Genomic DNA, 26,285 nt, shown 5'->3' on the forward strand with positions numbered 1-26,285 from the left:
TGCAATGCACGGCGGGGTAAGTGAGTGGTGCTCAATTCCTGCCCTGGTTTGTCACGACCTCACGGTGAACGGTGTGCAGATCCGTCGAATGTTCCGGATCAGCGGTTCACCGACTGGATCTCCTGCACCGTCACGTCCTGGGTCGTACCGAATGTGCCGTCGGGGAGGTCGTCGCCCTCGCCGTTCGTGCTCGTCCAGCTGATCTTCCAGGTGACCGTGGCACGCAGCGGGTAGGGACCGTCGGAGCCGGACGAGCGCAGGTAGCTGACGCCGCAGGCCGGGGTCTGGTCGGCCTTGCCCTTCGCGTACGGTGCGCCGATGCTGCCGTCCTCGTTGATCGCGCATTCGCCGGAGGCTGGGTACGTCTGGGCGTCGGCCGTCCCCGGCTCGATGTGCAAGGAAACGGGTTCGGCGGTGGTGGTCGCGGACAGGCCCGTGCCGGGGAGGCTCGCCGTCACCGAGTGCTTCTTGAACTTGGCCTTGTCGAGCCAGATCCAGGTGGGCAGGTTGACGGTCGACTTGCCCGTCGGGGCCATCTCGATCTCGGTGTCTGGGACGGGGAGTTCGTCGTAGGCGTATTCGGCGAGGACCTGAGGGGAAACGGCCAGGGGCTCGTTGGGGGGCTCGCCCTCGTCGACCCAGAAGGGCGACTTGTCGCAGGACATGGCTTCGGGCTCGTCCTTGCGGTTGGGGTTCACCGCGGCCGCCCAAAACATGCCCTCGCCCTGCTTGTCCAGGTTGTAGTTCTTGTACGGGTGCCCGTCCTTGTACCGGTGGTCCAGCGCCATCCCGATGAAGTCCCCGATGCCGTCGAGGAACACGATGCCGTCCATGTCCCGCCACGCTTTGACGGTGGCCTCGATTTCCTTGGGCGAGAACGCCGGCTCGTACCAACAGGCCGGGGGCGTCCAGTTGCTGTTGGACGGAGTCAGGGTTCCCGTGGAGGACCGGGAGCCGCCGTCGGTGGTGACCCTGATCTTGGTCTTGGCCGTGATGACACGGCCGTTCGAGGAGCCCTCGGCGTTGCCCTCGTAGCTGCCCTTCTCACCTCCGCCTCGTCCGCCACCGGCCGTGGCCGTGGAGGGCATGGCAGCCACCGCGACGGCCAGAGTCGACGCAGCGACGGCGCGCAGCACTGTTACGGCTCATCACATGCACCTCTTGGCAGCCTCCGTGGACGAGACAGTGGTGGTCTGCCACACGCCCTTCGCGTTCTTCTCCAGACGGGTGCTGTAGAACACGTAGTCGCTCGGGGACGCCTTGACCGACCGGTCGACCTTGTCGGTCGTCCCGTCCTTCGGGTAGGCCTGTGTCGCATCCATGCAGTAGGTGACGGAGGCGGCCCCATCCTTGTGGAACGTGACCTCGCGGTCGTAGTACCGAGTCGTGCCGGTGAAGCTCCGGTTCTCGTCACGGAAGGACATGATGTAGGAGGCCGCCGACGCCAGCGCGTCGTCCTTGGAGTAGAACTTCAGGGGCGGGGTACTTCTTGGCATCGACGGTGATCGCCTCGTCGATGGAGTTGATACGCCGCTCGTTGTCGGCCAGGATCGCGTCCTTCTTCGCGTCGCCGGTCTGCGTCTCCTCGAAGACGTTCTCCACGTCGGACGGCAGCTTGATCTCCGGCCGCTCGATGTCGTCGCCCGGGGCGGACGCCGACGGCTTCGAAGACCCCGAACCCGACTCCGCTCCCGCGATCTTGCCCGCGTCCTTCGTGTCCGACGAGTCCGAGCCACCACAGCCCGTCAGCAGCAGCGCCACCGCCGCGGTCAGGGCGGTCGCCGCCGCCGTGGTCGTGCGTGTGCGCATGGGGTTGTACCTCCAGTGGGGGAATCGTGCTCAGCGGAGCCGAGAGGGACGGCCGACGGGGGCGGCGGGCATCAGCCGACCTGGTTCTCCGCCACCGCCTGCCCGTGGACGACCACGTCGCCGCCGTAGAACATCCCCGTGAAGACCGGGGAGTAGGTGAGCTGCACCTCGACCTGGACCTGCTGGGCGTCCGCCGCCACGCAGTGGGTCGCCGCGATGTCCGCGCCCGTCATGTCCATCTCGCGGGCGAAGGCCTTCACGCGGGCGTTGCAGTTCTCGTAGTTGATCGGCCCCAGGGCGTTCAGGTCCGGGTTCTCGTAGAGGGCTTCGCGGTCGATGTCCTGGGCGGCGAAACGGGCCGCCTGTTCCGCGATGTCGGCCGCCCGTTCCCGCTTGGAGATGGACAGGCCGCCGTCGATCACGAACGCGGAGAGGGAGAGGAAGACCAGGGCGAAGATGATGACCGCGCCGGCGCCGGAGCCACGGTCGTCCAGGTGGGCGCGACGGGCCGCCCACCACGACCGCCAATAGGGCGGGAGGTGTCTCACGCCGACCTCCGGAACGGGTCGAGCGGGGAGCTGAAGCTCGCCGACAGCGTCGTCGGAACGTCGAGGCCGAGCGTGGCGAGGCCACGCACCTGGCAGCTCACCTCGACCGTGAAGATGGTGTCGGGCTCGAAGCCCTGGCTCGTCTGGACGACCGACACGGGCCCGGAGCAGACATCCCCCAGGTTCGCCTCGGCGGCCTTCTTGGCCTCGGCCATGGCGGTGGCGTGGTCCTTCTGGATCGAACCCGCGCGGGCCGCGTCCCGGGCCGCTCCGTCGAGCGCTCCGCGGCCGTCGACGAGCTGGCCGAAGGCCACCAGGACGAGGATGAACAGGATCATCACCGGGGCGAGGATCACGACCTCGATCGTGGACAGGCCCCGGTCGTCCGCCCGCCGGCTGTCGCTCCACAGCGCACGAGGAGACGGAGTCATCAGTTCTCCTCCTGTACGAACCGTTCCACCGGGCCGGCCGACTGCGCGTGCACCGTCAGGTCCAGCCCCGGGAACACCGTCGGCACCCGGGCCGCGATCTCCACACCGACCGTGTTCTGGTCCGGCTGGAGCATCTTCACGTCCGGCGCCAGCACCAGTTGCGGGCCCAGCTGGCGGATGTAGCTGTCCACCACGTCCTGGGCCTCGCCCCGCCACGCGCCCGGCCGTTCGTCGGCCGTGGCGCGCGCCTTGCGCGCTCCCGCCTGGGCCGCCGCCTGGGCGACGTGGTCCGCAAAGAAGTACAGGGCGAACTGCACGGTCGCGAAGATCATGAAGAACAGTACGGGAGTGAGCAGCACGAACTCGATCGCGGTCATGCCGGAGTCGCCGCGGGCGGCCGCCGCTCTCCGCGCGGCCCGCACCCTTCGGCGTATCCGTCTGCTCACGTCCGCCAGCATCCCCGTGAACCCCGTTGTCCGTACGACTGTCCTGTGGCTGTCCCTGCGACTGTTCCTACGACGATCAGCAGGTCTTGCCCGCGTCCGCGCCCTTGATGCAGTCGCCGACCTTGTTGGCGCCCTCGCTCAGCGCGGCGTTGATGATGGCGGCCACGACACCGACGATCGCCACGACGACCGCCGAGATGATGACCCACTCGACCGCGGAGGCACCGCGGTCGAGTTCGCCGGAGCGGGCGCGCTCGGTACGGGCCTGGAGGAAGGTGACCAGGAAGTCCACTGCCGGGATGCCCGTGTGGAAGTTGCGTCCGTTCATGACGTCTTGTCCTTTCGAAATCGGTTCACGGAAGTTCTGGAGTTGTGAAGGTCGGCTCACTGCACGGCTCACTGCACCTGGAACACCCGCATCGCCGCCGGAAAGATCAGGAACACCAGGAACCCGGCGCACAGCAGCAGCTGTGCCACGAGCATCGACTGGGACTTCTCACCCGCGCTGCCCTCGATCTCGGCGAGCTCCCGGTGCCGCATGGTCTCGGCCCGGGACGCGAGGGACTCCCGCACCTTCGCACCGTCGTCCGCGACCAGGGCCAGGGAGGCGGAGAGGTCCTTGAGCTCCTCGACGCCGATCTCCTCGCCGAGCTGGCCGAGCGCCTGCCACTGGCTGATGCCGGTGATGCGGGCGTCCGAGAGGGCGTTGCGGATGCGCTGGTTGGCCCAGCCGTCGGAGATCTCGGCCGCCGCCATCAGGGCCTCGGGCAGACCACGTCCGCCGGCGAGGCTCATCGACACCAGGTCGAGGTACGCGCCGATCACGCGCCGGAGGTCGCGCCGCTTCTGGGCCGCGTCCCGCCGCACCTCCAGGTCGGGCAGGAAGAAGAAGATCACCGCGAAGAGCAGCGCCAGCCACACCGGGATGATCGGGCTCCGGCCGACGCCGAGGGTGTAGACGATGGCGAACAGGAGCGGGCCGAAGAACAGGCCCGCCACACCCAGCAGCACCTTCGTCGCCAGGAACTTCTCCCAGCTGCGGTCCAGGACCGCCAGGTCCGCGCGCAGCGAGCGCTGCTCCCAGCCCTGCTGGAGGTAGAACTCGGACACGCGCAGGCCGACTTCGGCCCTCAGCGCGCCGAAGCGGCCCTTGTCGCGTTCGGCACGCGCGGACTCGTAGGCCGAGCCGCGGGCCCGCATGGCGTCGATCCGCGCGACCTGCGAGATCGCGCTGCGCTTGCTGGGCATGAGGGCACGGACGAGGGCGTAGATGCCCAGGCCGATGACGGCGCCTACGACGAGCGGCATCGTGAGGTTCACCGGCGTGCCCCCTCTTCCTGCGGCAGCTGCTGCTGGGACTGCTGCGACGGCGTCCTGGGACGCACGAACTGGACGGCTGCCTCGTCCCGGACCAGGAAGCGTTCGGGCGTCTCGATGGTGGACAGCTTGCGCAGCCACCAGAAGCCGAGCGCGAACAGGCCGCAGACACAGGCCAGGACGAGCTGGCCGACGGCGGTGCCGTACGGCTCCACGAAGTCACGGTTGAAGATCGACAGTCCGAGGACGAAGGCGATCGAGACCGCCACGACGATCTGCACGGACCGTCGGGTCGAGGCGCGCTGCGCCATCACCCGCTGCCGCATGTCCACTTCCTCGCGCGCCGACTTCGCCAGCGCGCCCAGCACCTGGCGCAGACCGGGTCCGCGCAGGCGGGCGTTGAGGATCAGGGCCGCGACGATGATGTCGGCGGAGGCGTCGTCGATCTCGTCGGCGAGGTGCTGGAGCGCCTCGGGCAACGGGGTGCGGGCGCGCAGGCGGTCGACGAGGGCGTCGAGGTGGGGGCGCAGGACCGGGGCGGCGGCGCGGGCGGAGGCCGGAATGGCCTGCTCCAGGCCGACGGCACCGGCGATGGTGTCGCGCAGGGACTCGGTCCAGGACGCCAGGGCCTCCACGCGGCGCATGGCGGCGCGTTCCTCGCCGGCGCCGCCGAACAGGCGGTCCCAGAAGAAGACGAGCACGCCGGCCGCGATGCCCGCGACGGCCCAGCGGGTGAGGACGAGGACGACCAGGCCGACGATGGCTGCGAGCGAGCCGCGCTGGCCGGCGAACCGGATCAGTTCGCTCGCCCGCTCGGCGGCCTTCTGCTTCTCGTGGTCGGGCTTGACGGGCAGCCCGCGTACGGCGACGAGGAGGAGGGCGAGGCCGCCGCCGACGGCGACGCCGCTTCCTATCGAGTACAGGACGGTGGTGGAGAACAGGCCGCCCATGGAGCCGAGCGAGCCGATTGCTGCGAGAGTCGTGTTCATCCCCGGCTCACCCCCAGGTCCCGGACGGCCGGTAGCCGTGTGCCATCAGTTCCTCCAGGCAGGCTAGGGGGGCGTGCGGCACGACCCGGCCGTCGGGGGCCTCCGCGAACACCTCGCTGGACAGGACGCGTCCGTCGACGCCGTTGACCTCACGGACGGAGGTGACCATGCGCTGGAGGCGGCCGCCGTTGCCGAAGTTGTTGCGCCGCTGGATGAAGACGACGAAGTTCACCGCGCCCGCGATCAGCATCTGGCTGGCCTCGATGGGCAGCCGCTCGGAGGCCTGCAACGCGTAGGTGGAAATACGGTTGAACACCTCGCTGGAGCTGTTGGCGTGGATCGTGGACAGCGAGCCGTCGTTGCCCTGCGACATCGCGTTGAGCATGGTGACGATCTCGTCGCCGAGGACCTCACCGACGATGACGCGGGAGGGGTTCATACGGAGCGAGCGTCGCACCAGTTCCGCCATGGAGATGGTGCCCTGGCCCTCGGAGTTGGGCAGGCGCTCCTCGAAGGCGACGACGTTGGGGTGCAGGTCGGGGAAGGTGTCGAGCCCGAGCTCCAGGGCGCGCTCGACGGTGATGAGGCGCTCGTTCGGCGGGATCTCGTTGGCGAGGGCGCGCAAAAGCGTCGTCTTACCGGCGTTGGTGGCGCCGGCGATCATGATGTTCTTGCGGGCGCGGACCGCGCAGGCCAGGAAGTGGGCGACCTCGGGGGTCAGCGTGCCGTTGCCGACGAGGTCCGAGATGAACACCTTGCCCATGCGCGCGCGGCGGATGGACAGCGCGGGGCGCCGGGCGACGTCCATCACGGCCGACAGACGTGAACCGTCGGGGAGCCGCAGGTCGAGCTGGGGGTTGGCGGAGTCGAAGGGGCGGGAGGACAGACCCGAGTAGGCGCCGAGGATCTGGATGAGCTCGATGAGCTCCTCGTCGGTCTCGGCGACGGGGTCGCCCTTCACCTCACGTCCGTCGGCGTAGCCGACGAACACCTGGTCGCACCCGTTGATGTCGATGTTCTCGACCTCGGGGTTGTCCAGCAGCGGCTGGAGCCGACCGACGCCGAACAGCGCCGCGTGCACGGCGGCCGCGTACTGCTCCTCGGTCTCGGCGTCCAGCGGCGTACGGCCCGCGTTGATCTCGGCGCGGGCGTACTCCTCCAGGATCTGGGCTATGACGGCACGGGCGTACTGCCGTTCGTCCTCCGTGGACATCGGAGTGACGTTGTTGATCTGGTCCTGTCGGCGCTGCTCGGCGATGCGATCGCCGGCGTCCTGGCGGAACCGCTTGACCAACTGGTGGTCGACAGCGGTCATGTGCCGGCCCCCGCGTGGCCCTGCATCTGGCCCGGGTGGTTGTGCTGGACGTGGTGGGCCTGCTGAACCTGGTGGGCCTGGTTCGCCTGGGCGGAGGCGGCCCAGGCGGCGCCGTACTGCTGGTAGAGGTCGGCGGCGACCTTGCGGGCAGAGCGGATCAGCAGCGACTTGTCGAGACGGCCGCGCTTACGGCCGGCCAGCTGGTCGGCACCGGCCGGGTCGTCGGCGAGGGTGCCGACCACGCGGGCGCCGGTCTGGGCGTGCACGAGCATGTCGTTGACCTGCGAGGCGAGCTTGCCGGCGTTACCCGTGTCGGCGATCAGGACGACACCGATCACCGGGTTGGCGAGGCTCGCGGCACCGCGCGGGCCCCCGTGCAGCTTGCCGGCCAGCGCCGCGGCACGGTCACGCACCCGCGCGATCGCCTCCGGCTCGGTGCGGGAGAGGAGCAGCACGAGGGAGGCGTGCGGGAACAGCTCGACGGCAGGAGTGTCCCCACTGACGCGTCCGCAGTCGGCGATGACGTCGGCGGCGGCGTTCGGGGAGTCGGCGAGGGAGGCGAAGGCATGCCCGAGGGTCGGCCAGAGCCCCGCGAGCCCCGCTGCCTGCTCGGCGATACCGAGCCCGACGAGCACCTCCAGTCCCCCGCTCAACGGCTGTACGTGGTCCCAGAGCTGGTCCGGCACGAGTCCGCGGCGCGCGGTCGCGGCGATGGACAGCATGCCGGTATTGGGGTTGAGCGGTCCGCCGTGCGCGGCGGCACTGCGGTAGACGAGGTCACCGCCCGCCGGGTCCGTCTCGGCGAGCAGGACGCGCCGCGGCCAGACCGCCGAGAGCGCGACGGCCGCGGTGGTGACGCCGGGGGAACCCTTGTCGGCGGCGAGAGCGATGAGCGCCATGGGTTGGGTGCCGCCTTCTAGTTGCCGGGGACGTGCACGATGGCGACTTGGTTCGCGGCCGCCGCGGAGGCGAGCGCGGCCGCGTCGGACTCGTCGACGAGGACGGTGAGCGAGAGGTTGCCGGTGCTCACGGTGGCGTCACTGTCGTCCTCGACGCTGTTCACGCGCGCGTCGTCGACGATGGCGCCGCCGGAGGACGAGGTGCCGCTCGAGCCGGTGCTGTCGTCGGTGCTGTTCGAGGGGGAGCCGCTGGTGCTGACGCGGTAGGCGGAGACGACGTCACCGGCCTTGATGTCCGACGGGTACTGGCCCTCCTTGAGGGCGAGGCCGACGGCGGCCTTGCCGGCGGGCAGGGTCGCCTTCTTGGCGAACATCTCACCGACCGCGAGGCTGCCCGGGTAGATCGTGGACTTGGCCTTGTAGGTCTGGATGGTCTTCAGCTGCGACCACTCGACGTAGTGGATGTTGTCGTCCTTGGCGACCATGACGGAGGTCACGTCGCTGTCCTTGAGGGACTCCCCGGCCTGGACCTCGTTCGTCACCTTGACGACCTCGACCCGGTCACCGACCTGGAGCACGAGCATCGTCACTCCCAGCGCACCCACCAGGATGAGCAGCACCGCGAGCGCGGCCAGTGCCGGTTTGCGCTCGCGAGGTGGTGTGGGAAGCCGGTCACCGACCGACGGCTGAGCCGGAGCGGCGGAACGACCGGCGCCCGCCCCCGTACGCTCTTGGATCTTCACGCAACCGCTCCCCGTACACCCAAGAAGTTACTTACCAAATAGGACACTTCGCACTTCTCGGCCCGTTGGATTGGCGCCTGAGCTGACCGAATAGTCAGCGCCGAAGTGAGTGTCAAGCCATGGCACCGTATCAGCCGCACATAAGCCCCTCAAGACGCGTCCGAACTCAGAGAACGCACCACCCGCACCGTTATCCATCTGCAACTTCGGGCAGGCAAATGCCCGTTGCGACAAGGGCCGAACTATCAGGTCAGGTGTGCTGCAGCGAACTCGCCGCGGCAGTGGGTGCGCACCCGCCCTGGGGCGGTCAGCACCTCCCGGCCATCATGCCTGCACGATTCACTCACAAGGCGCGCTCCAGGGCATCGAGGTCCAGGCGCTCCAGGCGCAGGTCCTCCGGGAGGTTCCACGCTGCCCGTCGCGATCTCCTGGAAGAGGATTTCGGTGCATCCCCGCACTGCCTCCCCACGTTGCTCCGCGACACCTTCCTGCTCCCCGCGGACGACGTGAGGTCCAGGATCCGCATGGGGATTCTCCAGCACTTCATGGGCGCGTCGGGAGCGGACAGTGGGTTAAGTAGAGTGCGGCGGCGACCTCATCTCGGTCACCATCCCCCCCAGGAGGAGTCCCCCCATGAAGCGCGTCACCCTGGCAGCCGTCTCCCTCTTGGCCTCGGCCTCCGCACTGACCGCCTGCTCTGGCAGCGAGGACGCGCCCGCCAGTTCGCCGTCGGCGCCGAAGGCCAAGCCGGTCACTCCGGCGCAGCGGCTGGCGAAGGTCATGGTGACGAAGGACGACCTGCCCGGCTACAACGTGTCCAAGCCCGACGCCCAGTACGCCTTCGCCCAGTCCTCGGACGAGGTCACGGTCGACAAGCCCGGCTGCACCCCGCTGGCCTACGCGATGAACCAACTCCCACTCGGTGAACCGCAGGCCGAACTCACGCGCAGTGCCGTGGCGGGTTACGGCAAGGCGACGACGAACATCACTCTCGCCTCGTACGGGCCGGCGGCCAAGGCCGAGTCGGTGCTGGCCGGTTTGGCGAAGGCCGTGCCCCAGTGCAGCGACGGTTTCACTGCGAAGGCGGGCAAGAACACCACGGCCTACGACTCGGTCACCGCCGAGAAGGGCACGACGACTGGTGCCGTCGCCTTCCGGTCGACGATGACGTTCCAGGGTGTCACCCACACTCTGCACACCGAAGCCGTCCGCCACGGTGACGTGCTCGCCGTCTACTTCTCGGTGAACGGCTTCGCCATCGCCGACAGCACCCGGCCCAGCGACGCCAAGATGTCCGCGAACATAGTGAAGGCGCAGAACGCGAAGCTGGGCTGAAGCCGCCGGTACGAGTCCTCGGCTACCAGTACCAGTCCCTCGCCCCCCTGGCGCCCCCGGGGCCGGACGAAGCCGCAAACAGCCGACCTGTAGCACTCGCGAAGCCCCGAGTAGAGTGCGGCGCGGACAGCGATCGGACCGCGGGGGGCCACACCGGTGAGGGCAGTCACGGCAGACGAGTCCTACGCAGGACAGACATGGGCAAGAAGCGGTGGCGGAACCCGTGTCCTCTGGCTGTTTCTCGCCCTCTGGGCGCTGACGGCCGTCTTCGCAACAGCCACCCCGGCCCGAGCAGCGGACACGATCCCCGCCACCCAGGCCGCCTACCTCGCCGACCGCCTCCGCGAGAACCCGGTCCACGTCACCGACCAACTCCCCCGCGAGGTCCCCCGGTCCACCGCCTCCGACTTCGCCAGGCTCGCGAAGAAGACCGACGTCCCGACCTACGTCCTGGTCCTGCCCATGCAGAGCAGCACGGACGGCAAGCAGCTGCTCGGCGCGGTGCACGACCGGCTCGGGCGTGATGGGCTGTACGTCCTGTTCGAGGGGACGGATCTCGCGGAGGCCACGGCTTACGGCGTCCGCGCCCCTGCGGACGCCGCCGCCACCGTCGCTCTGTACGAACTCCCCTACGACGCAGGCCCGTTGCGCAGCTTCGAACGCTTCGTCGACGTCATCGCGCAGGGCGAGGAGAAGGCCACCGCCCGTGCGGAGGCCGCTCGCCAGAAGTACCAGGACGACGAGCCCGCCGAGATGTACATCGGCCCGTCCGACCGCCGCAACCAGTCGTTCCTCACGGGGAGCCTGCTGACCGGCGTACCGCTGCTGATCGTGCTGGGGGCCTGGTACGTGCGGCGCCGCCGTCGGCGTTCCGGGGCGGAGCGGCGCGTCCCCCGGTGGGTCGTACCCGGGGCGGCCGTCCTCACCGCCACGGCGATCGCCCTCACCGCTCCCGTCGTCTTCTACCAGACCAAGTCGAGCGCGGCTGAGCCGCCCACCCCCACCGATCTGACCGCCCGTGTGGAACGCGTCGCGTCGGGACTGAAGCAGGACCCGGTCTATGCCGACCCGGAGAGCCCTCGCGTACTCGACTCCCGCCAACTCGACCGGCTGCACGACCGGATCCGGGACTTCCGGCGCTCCGACGGCGGCGGCCCGGTGTACGTCTCCCTCGTGCCGCAGACGCCCGAGAGCGAGTCGGCCGGCGACTCGGGGCTGTTCGCCGCGGCGGTGCACGCCAAGGTGGGCGAGGACGGGATGTACGTCGTCGCCGATCCGGACGACGGCACGATCGACGTCTACAACCACGGGCTGCGGCTGGACTCCACCCGCCTCTCGTTCGACCTGCCGGACTCCGTCACGTTGGGCGACAGCAGGGCGGACGAGGCCGACGACCACCTCCTCGGCGAGCGCCTCGACAAGCTCATGACGTTCATCGACAAGACCCCACACACTGACCGGCCGCAATCCGAGTCCGCCCCGGCCCCCGCCCCGAGGGCCGCCGACGAGAACACTCTCCCTCCCCTGTTCGCCACCGACTTCTGGCCCGGCCTGTTCGTGGGCGCCTTCCTGGCTCTTCTGCTGTCCGGTGTGGTGGCCGGACTGACGTGGGGTTTCGGCGGCCTGCTGCGGTGGCGCTCTCCCACCCCCGAGCCGACCCACCGCCTGCCCCTCACGGCCCCGACCGAGCCGTCGGTGTCCTACCTCCGGCGTACCGCCTACGCCGAACTCACCAACCTCACCGAGGAATTCGCCGACCGGGACGAACGCGGTCGCGCCTGGGACCACCTCGACGCGGCGCTGCTCCTCGTCGACGGCGACCTCGACCGCGTCAGGGAGTCGGGCACCGACCCCGCGACCCTGGTCGCGGTCATCGTGCTCGCTCGAACGGGCCGTGCCGCGCTCGCCGGCGACACGACGGACCTGTGCTGCGGCGTCAACCCCCTGCACGGGCCCGGCGTCAGCCGCCACCACGTCCGCGTCTCGACCGAGGGTGTCGCCCGCCGCCTGCTCCCCGTCTGTGAGTTCTGCCGCAACACGGCCATCGCCGACCCGAGCGGCATCCCGGGCAGTCTGCTGAAGCTGCCCGACCCGTCCTCGGGCAACAACCGCCTGCCGTACTACGACGTGACCGACGGACCGCTGACCGCCCTGCCCCACGGAATCGCCCGGCTCGTCGACAAGGTGAGGGAGACCGCAGGTGTCCACTGACGTCAAGCGCCTGATCACCGTCCTCGCGGCGCTGCTGCTGGCGGCGCTCACCACGGCCACCGCCCGGGCGGCCGACGGCGACGGCCCGAGCGCCGGGCAGCGCATCGCGAGCGCGTTGCGCACCTCCCCCGTCTACGTCGACGACGCCTACACCGATGCCGTACCACCGTCCCGGCAGCGGCAGTTGGCGGACCGGATCCGCAGCACGGGCCTGCCCATCAAGGTCGTTCTCACACCGCTCACCAAGGGCGACGCGTTCGCCGGCGACTCCGAGGTGCTGGCGGGAATCGTCCGTGACCGGTTCCCGGACCAGCGCGAACTCATCGTCATCACGACGGACAGCGACTTTCCCGACTCCCTGGAGGGCTACGAGTGGCCCGCCGACACCCACCAGGCGCGTGATGCCGTGGCCGCGACCGGATTCCTGGACGAGATGCGGAACGCGGGGCTGGCGGACCTGACCGCGAAGGCAGTGGACCTGGTGGCGGAGGGCAAGGGCCAGCAGCGGTACGAGGAGGCGATGAAGGAGCTGGACCGCTCGGCAGCACCCGAAGCGCAGGCCTCCGGGTCACCGGCGTCCGAGTCGTCTTCGGACGGCACCGGGGGGTGGTGGCTCTGGCCGCTCATCGCCGTGCCCGCCCTGGCCCTGACCGCCCTCGCGACCCGCGCCCTGGTCCGTTCCCGCAGGACCCCCTCGGCCATCCCCCAGCTCGTGTTCGCGACGGCCCGGGCCGCCGACGAGGCGGGGCTGCGGCGCCGGGCCGAGGCGGAGGTGCTGGCACTCGGCGAGGCGACCCAGGCCGCCGACGCCACCACGACACCCGATCTCCAGCGCGCCCTCGACGCCTACGCCGCCGCCGGCACGGTCCTCGACGAGGCCCGGGGCCTGTCGGACCTGGCGGGCGTCCTGGCCCTGGCGCAGGAGGGCCGCGACGCCCTCGCCGGCTCCGTGGGCCTCCCCCTCTGCTTCTTCGACCCCCGGCACGGCCGCGCCGCCCTCCGCACCGGGTGGCGCCAACTCGGCCGACGCGACCGGCTCGACGTGGCGGTGTGCCAGGAGTGCGCGGACGCGCTGCAGGCCCGCAGGGCGCCCGAGGTGCTCACCGACGCGGACGAGGACGGCCGTACCGTGCCCTACTTCGAGCTGCCGGCCAGGCGGAGCGTGTGGGCGGCGACGGGGTACGGCTCGCTGATGTCGCCTCTGGACGGTTTCAACACCCGCCGAACCGCAACTCGTTGATCAGCCGGTCGGCCGGTCCTCGCGCAGTGCCGTGAACAGGGCGCGGGCCCGCCGGTCGTCCCACTTCACCGCGCTGCCCTGGGGCGTACGCAGGTCCGGGTCGGCCACGGGCACGTTGAGCTGTCTGCCCCCGCCCGACGCGGCCTTCCGCATGGCTTCGAACAGCGACATGAGGTCGGGCAGCTCCGTGCTCTCGTCCACGATGAGCGTGTCGAGGCCGGCGCGCAGGGTCGGGAAGGACTTGGACGGGTCGGCGAGGGTGGACGGGGTGGCCGCCTTGCGGGCGAGGGCGGCGAGGAACTTCTGCTGGTTGCGGGTGCGGCCCAGGTCCCCCTGCGCCTCCTGCTTGCGCTGCCGTACGAAGGCCAGCGCCTCGGCGCCGTCGAGGGTCTGGCAGCCGGCGGGCAGGTCGGCGCCGGAGTCCTCGTCCCGTACGGGCTTGTCCAGGCACATGTCCACGCCGCCGACCGCGTCCACCACCCCCACGAAGCCGGCGAAGCCGATCTCCGCGTAGTGGTCGATGTGCACGCCGGTGTTGCGTTCCACGGTCCGCACGAGCAGGTCGGGGCCGCCCAGGGAGAACGCCGCGTTCAGTTTGTTCGGCGCGGCCCGGTAGCTGCGGCCGGTGTCGGGATCGACGTAGGGCGGCAGGGTCACCCAGGAGTCGCGCGGCAGGCTGAGCATCGTGGTGCCGTTCGCCCCGGTGTGCAGCAGGATCACCGAGTCGGTACGGCGTCCCTCGGCCGAGCCGGTGTTCAGCTCCTTCCGGTCCTGCTGCGACAGTCCCTCACGGCTGTCGGAGCCCACGACCAGGTAGTTGGTGCCCTCGCCGCGCGGCACCCGGCCGGAGAGCGTGCCGAGGTCGACCTGCTGGTTGAGCCGGGTGTCGGCCCAGACGTACGTACCGGCACCGGCGAGCAGCAGGACGGACGACAGCACGGCCGCCGTACGCAGGAACCGGCGGCTCCGTCCGGCTCGGCGCCGCGGTTTCCTGCTGCCGGGGTTCCCGCTGCCGCCTCTTCGGCCCCGCTCCTGGACGCTGTTGTCGTAGCGACCGGGCGCGGCCGACGAGGGCATGCCGGGCAGGGGGGCGGTACGGGTCGACGGCGGGGGTACCAGGGGGGACGACGGCGGGACCCTTCTCGGGTCCTGTCTCGGGTCCTGCCCCGCCCGGTGGTCTCCCGGATGGTCGGTCCAGTCGCTCATCGGCCCGTCCCGCTGTCTCGCCTCGAAGGTGCTGTGGGTGTCAACGCATCGGCACGCTCCTATACGGAACCGGCCCACCGATCTGTTCAGCGGCCGTGCCCGAGCGCTGCATCCGCTGCCACCTGAGCCGGCTGCCGACCAGCAGCGCGACCAGCGACTGTATGACGACGAGATACATCAACTGCCGGTAGACGACGATCTGGAACGGCATCGACCACAAGGCGCGCACCGGCTCGCCGTCGAGTCTCAGCGCGTAGCCGGAGCAGACGATCTGCACGCCGAGGAACGCGAACCACACCGCGGCGGACTCCCACGGGTCGCGGAACAGCACGCCGTACAGGGCGTAGACGTCGATGACGGGCGCGAGCAGCGGCAGGGCGACCTGGAAGAGCGCGAGGTAGGTCAACCCGCGCCGCCCGAACCGCCCGGCGGGCCCCCTGCCGACGAGAGCCCCCCGGTGCTTCCACATCGCCTGCAGCGTGCCGTAACACCACCGGTACCGCTGCCGCCACAACTGCTTGATGGTGGTGGGCACCTCGGTCCAGGCGACGGCGGACTCCTCGTACAGCACCCGCCAGCCGGCCCGCCACAGGGCCATCGTCAGGTCGGTGTCCTCGGCGAGAGTGTCCTCGCTGACCCCGCCGACCCCGATCACCGCGTCCCGGCGGAACGCCCCGATGGCACCCGGCACGGTCGGCATGCACTCCAGCACCTCGAACATGCGCCGGTCGAGGTTGAACCCGAAGACATACTCCAGATGCTGCCAACGGGCCAGCAGACTGCGCCGGTTGCCCACCTTGGTGTTGCCGCTGACGGCCCCCACGGCGGGATGCGCGAGCGGCTGGACGATCCGCTCGATGGCATCGGGCTCGAAGACGGTGTCGGCGTCGACCATCACCACGATGTCGTACCGCGCGTGGGCGAGCCCGGTGTTGAGGGCGGCGGCCTTGCCGGAGTTGGGCTGGCGGACGACCACCACCCTCGCGTCACCCGTGTTCTCGGCGATATCGGCGGTCCGGTCGCTCGACCCGTCGTCGATCACGATGACCTGAAGCTCCCGATGGGTGGAGTCGAGCAGCGACCGCAGGGTCGACCCGATCCCGGCCTCCTCGTTGTACGCCGGGACGAGCACGGTCACCGGCCCGGACACCTCACGCATCCAGGGCGCCCCGGTCCGGAACCGCTCCAGCCGGCGCACATGGGCCCGCGCGAACAGGGCGAGCAGCAACAGCCGCAGCACGCCCAGCCCACCGGCGACGCCTAGGATCCAGATCATGGCGGTGGAGAAGACCTGCCCGATACGCGTGGCCCAGATCAGCCCCTCCCCCGACCACCGCTCGACGAAGGAGGCGGACTTGTACGGAACGAGCCCGAGCCCGTCGGACACGGTGGTGAACCGGTCCACGCTCCGGTTCTTCAGCAGCCTGCGCGCCTCCGCATAGGCGCTCTCCGTCTGACTCAACTGCCGGACGATTCCCTGCGCGGGCTTGCGCGCCCCCTTGTCGGCGGCGACGAGCACGTAGCCGTACCCGGTGGCCCGCCGCGCCGCCTGCCACTCACGACCGCACAGGGTGTCGGGGGTGGTGGTCCGCGGCATCCGCAGCAGATTGGTACGCAGCCCGGTGGCGCCGGCCAGTGCGCTCTGGGTCAGTTCGAGCTCGGACCGGAAGCGGGGCGCGGACGACTCGCCCAGCACGGCTCCGGTGTACGTGTTGGACCCGATCTCATGCCCCTCGGCACGGATGCGTCGGATCAGCTCCGGATACCGGGCCGCGCGGGCGCCGTGCACGAAGAAGGTCGCGCGTGCCTGACTGCGGCGCAGCAGATCCAGCAGCCGCGGGGTCCATACGGGGTCGGGCCCCCCGTCGAAGGTGAGCGCGACGGTCCGGGCGGGCATCGCCCCGGACCGGATCCCGTCCCGGTTGATCCCGATCACGGGCCCGCCCTTCGCGACGGCCTCCGGCACGGGCGAGGCACAGGGCGTCCGCGTCTTCGCGGCGTCGACCTCGTGCTGGGTCCAGCCTTCGAAGATCAGGAAGGCGAAGACGAGGGGGAGGGTGAGGGCGAGTAACAGCCAGTGGGCGCGGGGGTCTCGGGACTGTTTGTGACGCCCTTTGCTGCGGCGGGTCGGGGTGTGGGGGGATGCGGGGCTGGTCAGGGGGCGTCACCGCCCCCGGGGTCCGACCACGCGCCGGCTCCCGCACCCGGCGCGGGCCGTCTTCTCCAGAGGCTTTCGCCGGAGCCTCCGTGCGAACCGGACACGCTCTTCGCGTTCATGCTGCGGGAGTTACGCATGGGGCGCGAGTGTAGTTTCGGAACTCTGGCCGTATGGGCGGAACGGCGAGCTTCACAGGCTTCACGGCCTCACGCGCTTCAAGGGGGGCAACGCATGACCGCGGCGGCGGGCGGTGGGACGGCCGGCAAGACATCGACCAAGCGAGCCAAGGTCGCGCGCATCACAACGGGCATCACGGCAGGAGTCGCTTCCCTGGCCCTGGCACTCCTGCTGACGTCCTCCCCGGAACGCTTCGGCCTCTCCACCTCTCCGGAACTCTTCGAGAGGGTCCGGGCCGAGGACCCCGCCTCGGAGGCCTTCATCTTCGCCTGGGCCCTGATCGCCCTCCCTGTCGCAGGCCTGCTCCACACCCCACTGGCACGGGCACGACGGGCCCGGATCGGCGCGGGCTGGGCACTGATCGCCGGCTACTGGCTGTACGTCGCACTGATGGCGGCGGTGGCGTGGCAGGTGCGCGACTTCTTCCCGGCTACGGACGCTCCGGGCAAGAACGGAGGCGTGTTCGGAGCCGCGATCCTGATGGTGATCGGCACACCGCTGTTCGTCGTCGGCTCGGGCGGCGTGTTCCGTGAGGTACGAAGGGACAACGACAGCACCCTCTCCCTCCAGATCCGGGACCAACTCGCGGCGGTCACCGTGCTCTGCTGCACCTTCATCGGCGCGGTCACGGGCCTGACGTCGGGCTTCAACTTCAGCTTCCCCTACGACGGCTTCCCGGCCATGTTCCTGCCGGGCGGCATCCTCTGGGGCCTGCCGGCGGGTGCCGCCCTGGGCATGCGCGCCGGTGCACTGCTCACGAGTTCGGCGGACAGCCGCCGCAGGATGACCGACGACGCGAGGTCATTCGCCCGCACGGCAGTGGCCCTGCTGGCGTGCTGCCTGTGCGTGTCCCAACTGGGCTGGCTCCTGCCGGTGTGGGCGGTGGCCCTGGTCGGCCTTGCGGCTCCGTACGTGCTGTTTGTGGCGGCGGGGCGATACGAACGGCTGGGGCGGTGGGTGGAGTTCAGGCAGATCGATGTGCCGAAGGAAGCCATGTACTGAGCCGGGCATCCGCTCAGGCCGGGACGTACTCCCTGTCCCACCGACTCTGCCGCACGCCGCCCCATGTGCCCATCACGACCGCGAGGCCGAAAAGCCCCCGGGACCACCTGCCGCACCCCGACGGACCCCACTGCGACGCCGATCAACAGCGGCGGCGGCAACCAGGACCAAGGATCGGACCTCTGCACCACGGCCCCGGACGTCGCACACTGCGGCATCCGGGGCCACCGCCTGTTTGGGCACGATCAGGACACAACCAGCCCCCCGAGAGCCCCATACACCCCAGATTGCCCCTGTTCTCGCGGAAGTTCGCTCTGGTGAAAGCGAGAACCTCACCGATACCGTCAGTGCTCTTGACTGAACTTCTGTCTCACGGGGAGTCACTGTGAAGCGCCGCCCATTGCCCGTTGCTGCCGCACTGGCGGCGACGGCAGCACTGCTGTTGACGGCCTGCGGCAGCGAGGACGACAAGTCCAGCGACAACGACAAGATCGCCGGCGCCGATACAGGCGACACGGCGAACTCGGCTTCACCCAGCGCCAGCGCCGGTCCAGCGGACAGGCCCAAGATCACGTTTCCCAAAGGCGTGGAGAACAAGTTCGAGGGCTGGAAGACGGGTGATCCGACCAAGGATGCAGTGCTGTCCGATGTAACGCAGACGGTGAACGCGGTGGACGACGCGATCCTCCGTGGCGACACGAACTCGTCGACGCTTGCGTATTACCGACAGGGCAAAGCGCTGGTGAGCGCGCAGAAGTGGGTCCTGGCCTGGCTGGACGAGGACCTCACGTGGACAGGCATTACGCGCTACTTCAACCCGAACGTCAAGGTCGCGGACAGCGACACAGCCGCAGTCGTCTACTGCGCCGACGAGAGCAAGGCCTACAACAAGAACCGCAAGACCGGAACGGTGGACAAGTCACCGTCCGACGAGAGCCCCTTCGTCACGTACAGCACGCAGCTCAAGAAGAACAGCAATGGGGTGTGGCAGACCACGGAGGTACTGTCGAAGAGAGGGGACAAGACGTGCGCGCCCTGACCCGTGGCCTGACCACAGCAAGTGTTCTCATCCTGGCTTTCGGAATGACCGCCGGCACCGCAGAGGCAAAGGGGCCCGGCGCGTCCGAGGCCGAGGTCGACACCAGCGGAGGAAGGTCGGGAAGCGACCTCGTCTCCATGATCAGGTACACAAGCGCCACCACGGGCGGTGACGGCAAGGGCAACGTCACCCCCGTGGGCAACTGGACCCCGCCCGCGTGTTGGTACGAACCGCGCTCCGCGGAGGAGTTCTCCAAGTACGTCGAGAGCATGTACGACGAGACGGTCAACACTCCGGGCCAGCACAGCTATGCCAAGTCTGCCGTCGGTATGTTCCGCAACGAATACAAGGACGGAAAGTACAAGAACTACAACCTCGACAAGAAGGACGAGGGCAACTGGTGGGTGGCCGTCCGCGACGAAGCCCGCTGGACGGAGCCCGAGGCCCAGCTCTGCGACAAGCAGCCCTTCTGGGTCGAGAACGGTGCCACCCCGCCCGTGGAGAACGCGGTCACTCCGCAGGTCCTCGCCGAACTCGCCTACAACCGCATCCAACTGCCGACGACTGAAGTAACCCTCGCCCCCGAGACGACCACAAAGGTCAACCTCCCCACCTGGGCCTGGCTGGACAAGGCCAAGTTCAGGGAGGTCTCCGTCACCGCCGCGCTCAACGTGGGCGGCCTCAACATCCAGGCCACCACCACTGCCAAGCCGGTCTCACTCAAACTGGAGCCCGGTACGCCCGACGCCGAGACCTATCCCGCCTCCGGCGAGTGCACGATCAACAACGACGGCTCGATCGGCGAGCCGTACAGCAAGGGCAAGGCCGACCAGAACCCGCCGTGCGGCATCAGGTACCTCCGCTCCTCCGGCGACGGCACCTTCAATCTCCAGGCCACCGTCACCTGGGAGATTACCTGGACCGGCACGGGCAACCCCAACCCGACGCAGCTCCCCAACGGCACCTTCGGCAACGAGCAGAAGGTCACCGTTCAGGAGATCCAGTCTGTCAACAGGTGATGGGGCCGAGGGGCAAGAAGCCCGAGAGTGGTGCTGACCGACCACGATGGGCGGGACCGCGGGTTCGGCGATCGGCGAGAGGAAGCGCCCACTATGAGGACGCTACGAGCTCGTGCTCCCTGGGACTGCTCTCCAGCCGGGCACTCAATATAAATTGAGGAAATCTGTTTCCAAATAATGAAGGGCGCAGCAAAGAGTATGCAATACGAAGAAAAGACACCAAAAACATGGTCCGGGATATGCATCACCGCCTATCTGGCCGGCATAGGTTACATGGCACTCGACACGATTCCCGATGAGATCGGTCTCTGGCTCGGCCTGTGCGCATTGTTCCTCTTGGTTCTACTGCCCTGCCTGGCTGTTCCGGTCTCCAAGTTCATCTACAACCGAATTCAGATAGACACACAGACGCTCCGAGCTGGTCGAGAACGCATTGCGCTCGCCGACATCGACCCCAATTCCATACGGGAGGCCTCCCAAGCGGTGCATCCCACCACAGCCCACCGGCACACCGAATCCATAAACGGAATCAACGCATCCGGACAGGGACAACACCGGAATGGACCAAGCAATCCCCGGCTTGTGGGTGGCGGTTGGAGCGTTCCCATGGGCATGGACAGTGTCGTGATCCGCACTTGGAATGGCGAGCAGCTCCGCTTCGCCACACGTGATCGCGTGTCCTTCCTCACCGCACTACTCCAGGCAGTGACCGCCCACACCGAAACGCGTAGTCCGTAAGCATTGATCAGAAACTCAAAGAGTTGCATTCGAGGATGTAGCGTACGCGTGGGCCGTCGAAGTAGCGGCGGACGATGTGTGACTGACGTTGACGCCGGTGAAAGAACCGGCGGGTCCTGGGGACGAGTTGGGACTGGTCGCGGGCCCGCCTGCGTATCGGAAGACACCGTTTGGGGTCGGCGTTGACCAGCGTCGGGGATTCAGCTCCGACGAGTAGGACGGCAGAAGGTGCAGCTCGATGCGGTCCGGGTGATCGGCCAGCCAGGCGCAGACCTTGCAGGAGCGGGTGAGCAGAGGGGCCGTCCACGACGAGGTGCACCGTCCGGTTGAAGTGGCCCTCGAGCCGGTCGAGGAACCGGCACATGACGTCGGCGTCGAAGGTCTCGGTGAAGACCGTGAAGTGCATACGGTCCATGATGCTGACAGCGGACATCGCGTTGACCGAGAACCGGTTACCCCGTGCGGTGGACGACCACGGTGCGGCCCTTCTCGCCCCAGGTACGGCCCGTCCTGATGGAACGTATGCCGGGCTGGTCAGCGAAAGGCACCTAGCCAACCTCGCCTTCTTCTGCGCGCGGATAGCAGGCCATGTCTCCTTCCTCCGGACGCGGACCGCTTCCGTGTCCTGCTCGACCACCCTCCTATCCGCGGCACGCGTCCACAGTTGCCCAGCCTGGCCCAGGCGCAGGGGCGGTGATCTGGTACGGCCTGCTGGATCGCCTGCCGCTCGACGTCATCGAGAACCTCATGTTCGCCGACCCGGCGCCCGCGTAGCTGGGCACCAGCGCCTCCCGCCCGCCTGCCAGTCACTTCGCCTTCCACTTGTCCACGGGCCTTGAGAGAGACCTGAAGGACCGCCGCAACATCCTCGCGAGGCCGGCCCGCCACCAACGCCGCCACCGCCCGTATCCGAAGGGCCTCCTACGCAGGCGGCAATTGCCGTGCCTTCCCCCAGCAGTGCACTCACTCAGGGATCAAGCCCCGCCTCTCAACGATATTTGAGGCTGTCTCCTGCCCTACAGCTCTCCAGGGCAAAATCAATCAAAGGGATTGAGGGCACTGCCCAACTCCTTCGCCCCATCGACGAGCTTCCCCGCCCCCTCGCCGATTTTCTTCCCTGCCCAGGCTCCGGCATCCGCGACTTTTCCAGGGAACTCTTTGACCTTTTCCCAGTTATCGACGATGGACGCAACGCCGTAGACCGCGCCTGTGACAACTGCCGCACCAAACGTCACGGGGTTGGGCGCGACCATGGCGGCAGTGAGCGAGGCGTTGAAGGCCACGCCCGACACCTTCGCAACGTATCCCGCCTTGTCTCGCTTGAACGCCTCGACAGGGTTTCCCTCCTGCATGACGTCAACGGCCCCGATGCCCGTGGCCAGAACGCTGCCGCCGATGCCTGTCGCACGCCAGAATCCGGCGGTACGCAGTGCGCCCCCCGCTCCGGAGGCGAACGCCCCCAGTCGGCTCGCCCCGGCGACCCGCGAGGCCGCGCCCACGTTCTTCCCGACCCTGAGGAGGTTCGCTTCCCAGGCGTGCAGGCGCCCGCCGTGTAGTTGGGCGAGTGTGTCAGATCCGCTGAGGATCTTGAGGACGACAGGGGGCGTGCTCCGGCCGATCTGCGCACCGAGCAGCCTTATTCGGGCCGGGAGGAGTTTGGATCCCTGGCCCTTGAGGATCTGGGCGAGTGTCGTCCCGGGCGCCTTCATCAAGTCGCCATGCTTGAAACGCTTGTACAGCTTCCACGTTCCCAGGGCTGCCGTCGAGAAGGCGCCCGGAACGGTCGAGACGAGGGCCGTCAGGTCGATGTAGTCGCTGACGACCTCGCCGAGGTTCTCATTGCCGCTGATCTTGCCTACAGCGTCACCCGGGATACGCTGCAGCCAATCCTGATACGTCTCGCCCGGCTTGCGTTGCAGCCAGGCGGCATCAAACTTGTCATCATTCGCGATGGCGGCGTTCGCGATGAGCATGGCGTCAGGCGGGAGTTCCCCAGCCTTGAGATCCTCCGGCCGGAATCCCGCGTACAGCGCCGCCGCCCGGGGGTCCCCGTTCTCGGCCCGCAGAATGGCCGCCCGCCGACGTAGGTCGACGGCCGTGTCGTCGGTCCATGACCTCATCGGTTTGATGGGACCCAGCTTGTCCCCTACCCCAAGTCGAGAAGCCCGGGTGAAGGCCTCGTCCAGCTTGTCCCGCAGATTGCCTCTACCATCGAGTAGCTTGGCCAAGTGCTCCATGTCCTCGGGATTGGCCATGCGCTTGGAACTGTCGCTCATTCTTCCCCGTCATGTGCTGCGCTGTGTGGATGGGCCGGTGCCGCTAAGCGAAAGGCTCGAACGCCACGGACGGCCTCAGAAACGCCGAGGCATGCCGCCGGGCTAGGACGTGGCCTGGGAGTGCTGTGCGGAGGCGAGCTGCGCCCCGTCCGGAAGTAGATCCGTGATCATCTGCCATAGTTCTTTGGCCGAGGTACGCCGAACCCGCAGTTCACTGCTCGCGTCCACCTGACGCTCGATGATGGGCTCGGCAGGCAACTCCCGCAGCCAGTACCCCTCGACTCCGCAGTCCCACACTACGAGGGCCCGTACTGCCAGCCCGCTGCCCTTCGTTTCAGCCCCCCGCCAGGCCATGGTGATTCGCCACATGCAGTTCAGCTGGGCCAGCACCTCGGCCAGTCGCACCGGGGCGTCCACTGCTCGGGCCACAGCCTCCGGCTCTTCGAGCTGCCCCGCCTCCATACGCTCGACCACACCATCGAACGTGCTCATCGTCGACGTAATCACTTCACCGGAGTCCCCCTCTTCGGTGAAGTCCCGGTGCAGATCGACCATCCGGGCCAGCGCCCACACCAGCGTTTCGGGCTCTGCGGGGACGTACTCCGACTCGGCGTCACCAGGCCAGTTCTCGTGCGTGTAAATGAAATCGTCCCCGATGACGGCTCCGCTCTGGGTGACACCCTGCGGTCCGGTCATCTCGACTCGGGCAATGAGCCGGGGCTCCATGAGTGTCGCAACGAGCGGATAGAGATCGGCCGAGATCTTGTCCTCGGCGTCGAGGAATCCTGAATCCCGCAACTCGGCCCGTACCTGCGACAGCTCATCGGGGATCTGCTCTTCTTCCACAAGAAATCCCAGCACGCTGACATGGGAATCGGTCAGCCGAAATCGGCGCCGGGCCGCGTCCATGGAAGGCATTCTGTTGTTTCCCCCTGAAGTCAGAGATAATTGAAGAATCAGAGATCGTTTGACCGGTGATCATAGAGAGCTGAACCGGTTGAGGAACCGTCCGGGCAGCGACACGAGCGCACCGCGCGTCGTGAGGTTCCGCGTGTAGACGCCCTCAAGGACGAGAGCGAGACTGATGTCGAGGGCATCCGCCTCGCCCAGGCATGTCCCAGAAAGAGTGCGTGGGTTACTCCAGCTCGAACGCCTCATGTGCACGGCGGCACCTGAGCGCACCAGTTCATGGCTGCGCTTGCCACCCCGCTCGGCGTAGGTGTACTCACGCCCCTTGACCAAGATCCGCAGGGCACGCCCCCCGCGGCCGGGCCACCACACGTTCCTGGAGAGCTCCGCTGGATCCCAGTCGACCCGCAGCTCCCCACTGGCCAGCAGCGGGCGACGGAGATAGCGCAGCCCGAGATATGTGGTGAGCGGCAAGTTCTGCCCGCTCGCGGCCACCTCGCAATATTCCGACGGGTAGTCGCTGTACTCCGTAGGGAAGGCCAGCTCGATACGCCCGAGTCCCTCCACGTGCCCCACCCACGAGTAGGTATCGCCATGAGGACCCTTGCCGGATGACGCAGCACGCTGCAGCTCGAACGACACCCCGCTCATACGCTTGACGCCTTCCCCTCATCCATCAGTCCGGTCACTTCCATGCCCACCCGATCCATACGGCCACAGACAGGCGCGACATCAGGCACTTGAGAACAGCGTCTCACCCAGCCCGGCAAGCCGCACAGCGCAACTGGGTTGCCACGTCAAGGCACGCAAAGCAAAGGCAATCGAACCACATGGCAGGCTGGCCGGGGGAAGCGCACAGCACGCACCGCGCCATTCCAGCAAACAGCAAACAGGTCAATTACCTCATCCACCCCAAAGCGTCATGCAAGCCGATATCTGCGGCATCGGCGGCGCGAGAGGCCCTCCAGAAGCAGCTGCATGTGGCGAGAGAGACGGCTGAAGGAATTCCGGCCATCTGCTCCTACCAGGTGGTCCTGAATCCGCAGGACGAGGAAGTCAGAGCCGCGGTGGCGGCGGCCCCGACTCGCTCAAGTCGGAGGGAAACCAGCGGACAACAATCTCTGCTTCTCCACCTACCGATGAATGCTGGCCGCCGCGTTGATGGGTTCCCTCCGAGGGGGCCCAGGCTCGACAACAGCGTCGTATGGACATCTCCGACCCGCTTGTCAATCACCGTCCGCGTCGGCAGCGACGCGCAGTCCGACGGATTCAGCGCGAGCTGTGCGGGAATCAAGGTGACCGGTTACGAGGCCGTGCAGGTAGGCGACACGACGGGCATCTACGCCGCCGCCCGCATCCAGTACTCCGGAGCCGTCACCAAGGAGGGCAGCACCGGAAACGTGACGTCCTCGGACGTCAACTGGACACCACCTCCCTGCTGGTACGCCCCCCGGAATGGGCAGGTCCGCGGGGTTCGGCGATCGGCCAGACGAAGCGCCACTACGAGGACGGGTACGGCTGGCCCGGAACCCCCGGCTACAAGGACTACAACGTCGAGAACGACGGCAAGGGAGTGTTCTGGGCCGGCGGCGAGAACCCCAACGAGCCGGACTACCTCAAGCGGACCTCGTGCACCGACCTCCCCTTCTGGGTCGAGAACGGCGACGCCCCGCCGCCCCAGCGCGAAGAGGCCATCAGCCCGGAAACACTCGCCGTCCTTGCCTACCAGCACATGGAGCTCCCCGACACCAGGGTCACCCTCTCCCCCGAGGCCACCACCAAGGTGAACCTGCCGACCTGGGCCTGGCTCGACAAGGCCGTCTTCGACGAGGTCCAGGCCACGGCGGCCATCAACGTCCCCGGCTTCAACATCCAGGCCACCACCACCGCCAAGCCGTTGTCCCTCAAGCTGGAGCCGGGCACCGAGGACGCCGAGACCTACCCGGCCTCGGGCGAGTGCACCATCAACTCCGACGGCTGCATCGGCGAGCCCTACGCCAAGGGCAAGTCCGGCGAGACACCGCCGTGCGGGATCAAGTACCTTCGCTCCTCCGGCGACGGTACTTTCAAACTCCAGGCCACCATCACCTGGGAGATCGCCTGGACAGGCACCGGCGACGCCGGCGGCGATTTCCCCAACGGCACCTTCGGCAATGAGCAGAACGTCATCGTCCAGGAGATCAAGGCCGTCAACCGCTGAGCCCCCGCATGTGGCCGCTGCTGACAAGCCCTCACGCGTATGCGCGTGGGGGCACTCGCCACAAAGGTCGCCGAGACCTCAGTGAGAGAAACGTGCACAGCCGGTCGCTGAGCGGCGGCAATGGGGGCCGGCTTGGGAGGGCCAGGGCTCCCGAACCGTCCTCTGACCAGGCCTTGCGCCAGCGCTGTACCCATCGAACGCTGACCCGCCGCTGTGCGCGATGACCGCGTTCTCGTCGCCTTGGGCGAACCGCTCGGCCGTCTCTGCCCGCAACTTCC

Annotated in this window: 25 protein-coding genes and 1 pseudogene; 8 read left to right on the plus strand and 18 right to left on the minus strand. The window is 68.4% G+C overall.

Annotation, left to right across the window (positions count from 1 at the left end; translation table 11 throughout):
• Positions 1 to 98 precede the first annotated feature (98 nt).
• The 12 genes from ACZ6TU_RS03770 to ACZ6TU_RS03825 form a co-directional block, all read right to left on the minus strand.
• Positions 99 to 1,088, minus strand: coding sequence for a hypothetical protein (locus ACZ6TU_RS03770; RefSeq protein WP_469546366.1), 990 nt, complete (start codon positions 1,086 to 1,088; stop codon positions 99 to 101).
• A 60-nt stretch (positions 1,089 to 1,148) separates the two neighbouring features.
• The gene (locus ACZ6TU_RS03775) at positions 1,149 to 1,424 is read right to left on the minus strand and encodes a hypothetical protein (protein ID WP_469546370.1); all 276 of its coding nucleotides are present in this window, start codon (positions 1,422 to 1,424) and stop codon (positions 1,149 to 1,151) included.
• Positions 1,411 to 1,809 (minus strand): hypothetical protein, encoded by a 399-nt coding sequence (locus ACZ6TU_RS03780; RefSeq protein WP_469546373.1) that lies wholly within the window; start codon positions 1,807 to 1,809, stop codon positions 1,411 to 1,413. The genes ACZ6TU_RS03775 and ACZ6TU_RS03780 overlap by 14 nt, the downstream gene beginning before the upstream one ends.
• A gap of 71 nt (positions 1,810 to 1,880) precedes the next feature.
• A complete protein-coding gene (locus ACZ6TU_RS03785; RefSeq protein WP_467672272.1) occupies positions 1,881 to 2,357 on the minus strand; it encodes a pilus assembly protein TadG-related protein in 477 nt (158 codons plus the stop codon).
• Positions 2,354 to 2,788, minus strand: a complete 435-nt coding sequence (locus ACZ6TU_RS03790) for a TadE/TadG family type IV pilus assembly protein (RefSeq protein WP_467672274.1) — start codon at positions 2,786 to 2,788, stop codon at positions 2,354 to 2,356. The genes ACZ6TU_RS03785 and ACZ6TU_RS03790 overlap by 4 nt, the downstream gene beginning before the upstream one ends.
• Entirely contained in the window at positions 2,788 to 3,246 is a 459-nt protein-coding gene (locus ACZ6TU_RS03795) for a TadE family protein (protein ID WP_467672276.1), read from the minus strand. Before ACZ6TU_RS03795 ends, ACZ6TU_RS03790 begins: the two co-directional genes overlap by 1 nt.
• A gap of 64 nt (positions 3,247 to 3,310) precedes the next feature.
• The gene (locus ACZ6TU_RS03800; protein WP_010041603.1) at positions 3,311 to 3,562 is read right to left on the minus strand and encodes a hypothetical protein; all 252 of its coding nucleotides are present in this window, start codon (positions 3,560 to 3,562) and stop codon (positions 3,311 to 3,313) included.
• Positions 3,563 to 3,630: 68 nt separating this feature from the next.
• Positions 3,631 to 4,554 (minus strand): type II secretion system F family protein, encoded by a 924-nt coding sequence (locus tag ACZ6TU_RS03805; RefSeq protein WP_467672278.1) that lies wholly within the window; start codon positions 4,552 to 4,554, stop codon positions 3,631 to 3,633.
• A complete protein-coding gene (locus ACZ6TU_RS03810; RefSeq protein WP_467672594.1) occupies positions 4,551 to 5,501 on the minus strand; it encodes a type II secretion system F family protein in 951 nt (316 codons plus the stop codon). Before ACZ6TU_RS03810 ends, ACZ6TU_RS03805 begins: the two co-directional genes overlap by 4 nt.
• 46 nt (positions 5,502 to 5,547) lie before the next feature.
• Positions 5,548 to 6,855, minus strand: a complete 1,308-nt coding sequence (locus ACZ6TU_RS03815) for a CpaF family protein (protein ID WP_467672280.1) — start codon at positions 6,853 to 6,855, stop codon at positions 5,548 to 5,550.
• Positions 6,852 to 7,754 (minus strand): hypothetical protein, encoded by a 903-nt coding sequence (locus ACZ6TU_RS03820; RefSeq protein ID WP_467672282.1) that lies wholly within the window; start codon positions 7,752 to 7,754, stop codon positions 6,852 to 6,854. The genes ACZ6TU_RS03815 and ACZ6TU_RS03820 overlap by 4 nt, the downstream gene beginning before the upstream one ends.
• Before the next feature lie 17 nt (positions 7,755 to 7,771).
• Positions 7,772 to 8,497, minus strand: coding sequence for a hypothetical protein (locus ACZ6TU_RS03825; protein ID WP_467672284.1), 726 nt, complete (start codon positions 8,495 to 8,497; stop codon positions 7,772 to 7,774).
• 633 nt (positions 8,498 to 9,130) lie between these two features.
• On the opposite strand from ACZ6TU_RS03825, the gene ACZ6TU_RS03830 reads away from it, so the two are divergent.
• The 3 genes from ACZ6TU_RS03830 to ACZ6TU_RS03840 all read left to right on the plus strand — a co-directional run bounded on the left by ACZ6TU_RS03830 (position 9,131) and on the right by ACZ6TU_RS03840 (position 13,283).
• Positions 9,131 to 9,832, plus strand: a complete 702-nt coding sequence (locus tag ACZ6TU_RS03830; protein WP_469546383.1) for a hypothetical protein — start codon at positions 9,131 to 9,133, stop codon at positions 9,830 to 9,832.
• A gap of 156 nt (positions 9,833 to 9,988) precedes the next feature.
• Entirely contained in the window at positions 9,989 to 12,043 is a 2,055-nt protein-coding gene (locus ACZ6TU_RS03835; protein ID WP_469546384.1) for a hypothetical protein, read from the plus strand.
• Positions 12,033 to 13,283, plus strand: coding sequence for a hypothetical protein (locus tag ACZ6TU_RS03840; protein ID WP_467672290.1), 1,251 nt, complete (start codon positions 12,033 to 12,035; stop codon positions 13,281 to 13,283). Before ACZ6TU_RS03835 ends, ACZ6TU_RS03840 begins: the two co-directional genes overlap by 11 nt.
• On the opposite strand, the gene ACZ6TU_RS03845 is transcribed toward ACZ6TU_RS03840, so the two are convergent.
• A complete protein-coding gene (locus tag ACZ6TU_RS03845) occupies positions 13,284 to 14,489 on the minus strand; it encodes an LCP family protein (RefSeq protein WP_469546386.1) in 1,206 nt (401 codons plus the stop codon).
• Between the two features lie 40 nt (positions 14,490 to 14,529).
• Entirely contained in the window at positions 14,530 to 16,455 is a 1,926-nt protein-coding gene (locus tag ACZ6TU_RS03850; RefSeq protein ID WP_469546388.1) for a glycosyltransferase, read from the minus strand.
• A 423-nt stretch (positions 16,456 to 16,878) separates the two neighbouring features.
• Here ACZ6TU_RS03850 and ACZ6TU_RS03855 point away from each other — a divergent pair, with 423 nt between their 5' ends.
• From ACZ6TU_RS03855 to ACZ6TU_RS03870, 4 genes are all read left to right on the plus strand, one after another.
• Positions 16,879 to 17,826, plus strand: a complete 948-nt coding sequence (locus ACZ6TU_RS03855) for a hypothetical protein (protein ID WP_467672296.1) — start codon at positions 16,879 to 16,881, stop codon at positions 17,824 to 17,826.
• Between the two features lie 385 nt (positions 17,827 to 18,211).
• Entirely contained in the window at positions 18,212 to 18,865 is a 654-nt protein-coding gene (locus ACZ6TU_RS03860) for a hypothetical protein (protein ID WP_467672298.1), read from the plus strand.
• Between the two features lie 137 nt (positions 18,866 to 19,002).
• On the plus strand, positions 19,003 to 19,884 hold the full coding sequence (locus ACZ6TU_RS03865) for a hypothetical protein (protein ID WP_467672300.1): 882 nt from the start codon (positions 19,003 to 19,005) through the stop codon (positions 19,882 to 19,884).
• 177 nt (positions 19,885 to 20,061) lie between these two features.
• The gene (locus ACZ6TU_RS03870; protein ID WP_467672302.1) at positions 20,062 to 20,622 is read left to right on the plus strand and encodes a hypothetical protein; all 561 of its coding nucleotides are present in this window, start codon (positions 20,062 to 20,064) and stop codon (positions 20,620 to 20,622) included.
• Between the two features lie 7 nt (positions 20,623 to 20,629).
• Here the strand turns inward: ACZ6TU_RS03870 and ACZ6TU_RS03875 are convergent, their stop codons facing one another.
• The 4 genes from ACZ6TU_RS03875 to ACZ6TU_RS03890 all read right to left on the minus strand — a co-directional run bounded on the left by ACZ6TU_RS03875 (position 20,630) and on the right by ACZ6TU_RS03890 (position 24,374).
• Positions 20,630 to 21,028 (minus strand): hypothetical protein, encoded by a 399-nt coding sequence (locus tag ACZ6TU_RS03875; protein ID WP_467672304.1) that lies wholly within the window; start codon positions 21,026 to 21,028, stop codon positions 20,630 to 20,632.
• A gap of 631 nt (positions 21,029 to 21,659) precedes the next feature.
• Positions 21,660 to 22,898 (minus strand): mucin-2, encoded by a 1,239-nt coding sequence (locus ACZ6TU_RS03880; RefSeq protein ID WP_467672305.1) that lies wholly within the window; start codon positions 22,896 to 22,898, stop codon positions 21,660 to 21,662.
• A gap of 102 nt (positions 22,899 to 23,000) precedes the next feature.
• Positions 23,001 to 23,807: a hypothetical protein gene (locus ACZ6TU_RS03885; RefSeq protein WP_467672307.1), complete on the minus strand. Its 807-nt coding sequence runs from the start codon at positions 23,805 to 23,807 to the stop codon at positions 23,001 to 23,003.
• Positions 23,808 to 23,876: 69 nt separating this feature from the next.
• Entirely contained in the window at positions 23,877 to 24,374 is a 498-nt protein-coding gene (locus ACZ6TU_RS03890) for a hypothetical protein (RefSeq protein ID WP_467672309.1), read from the minus strand.
• 572 nt (positions 24,375 to 24,946) lie between these two features.
• Between ACZ6TU_RS03890 and ACZ6TU_RS03895 the strand changes: the two are divergent.
• Positions 24,947 to 26,007: pseudogene (locus ACZ6TU_RS03895) on the plus strand (hypothetical protein).
• Positions 26,008 to 26,285 lie beyond the last annotated feature (278 nt).

Source organism: Streptomyces sp. NPDC052064 (genome assembly GCF_055585925.1).